The 837-nt window shown below is 76.3% G+C and carries 1 protein-coding gene; it reads right to left on the reverse strand.

Annotated elements, in window-relative coordinates:
• On the reverse strand, positions 1–837 hold an 837-nt coding region (locus HMPREF3099_RS12505), incomplete at both ends, for a glycosyltransferase (protein ID WP_070705733.1).

The raw sequence follows: 837 nt of genomic DNA on the forward strand, positions 1-837 counted from the left end.
CCCGGGCCCCCATCGCGGTGCGGACAGCGGCGTCCTCGCGCCAGGCGAGGAGGGACGCCAGGGCCTCCTCGACGCCCTGCGGGCCGAAGGGCACCACCACGCCGCAGTCCGCGGCCTCCACCTCGGTCACGGCCAGCGGCAGCGGCGTGGTGACCACGGGCAGGCCGTGGGCCATGTACTCCAGCACCTTGGTGGGCATGGAGTGGCGGAAGTTGGGCAGGTCGCCCAGCAGGCTCACGCCGGCCAGGGCGCCGTCGAGCAGGCGGGCGGCCTCGGCGTTGGGCACGAAGCCGTGGTGCACCAGGTGGCCACGCTCGTGGGCGGCGGCCAGGTCCGCGGCGCACTCGCCCGTGGCGGGCCCGATGACGTGGAGCGTGCAGGTGCCGCCGGTGGCCTCGTGGAGGGCACGGCCCAGGGCCACGAGCTCGTCGCTGCCGCGCAGGCGCGTCACGTTGCCCAGGTAGACCACGCGGTCGGTGCCCGGGGCGGGGGGCTCCTCGGCCGGGCAGGGGACGGTGTTGGGCACCACCGTGTGGTTTCCCGTGAAACGTCCTGCGTAGGCGTGCTCGGCGAGCAGCAGGGTGAGGCGACGTTCGGCCAGGCGCTCCACGGCGCGGACGGCCGCCGCGGCCCAGGTGCCGGTGGGCCCGGGCAGGTAGGAGCGCGTGGGCAGTGCGGCCGCCGGGTCCTCGTGGACGTCCCAGACCACGCGGTCGGCCACCCCGGAGAAGGGCACGGTGAGCAGCAGCTCCGGGTCGTGGAGGAGCACCACGTCGTGCAGGGACCCCTCGGTGCGCACCACGTGGGCGGCGGCCAGCAGCGCGCGCAGTCGGCGGC

It is taken from the genome of Kytococcus sp. HMSC28H12 (assembly GCF_001816045.1).
Lineage (GTDB): Bacteria > Actinomycetota > Actinomycetes > Actinomycetales > Dermatophilaceae > Kytococcus > Kytococcus schroeteri.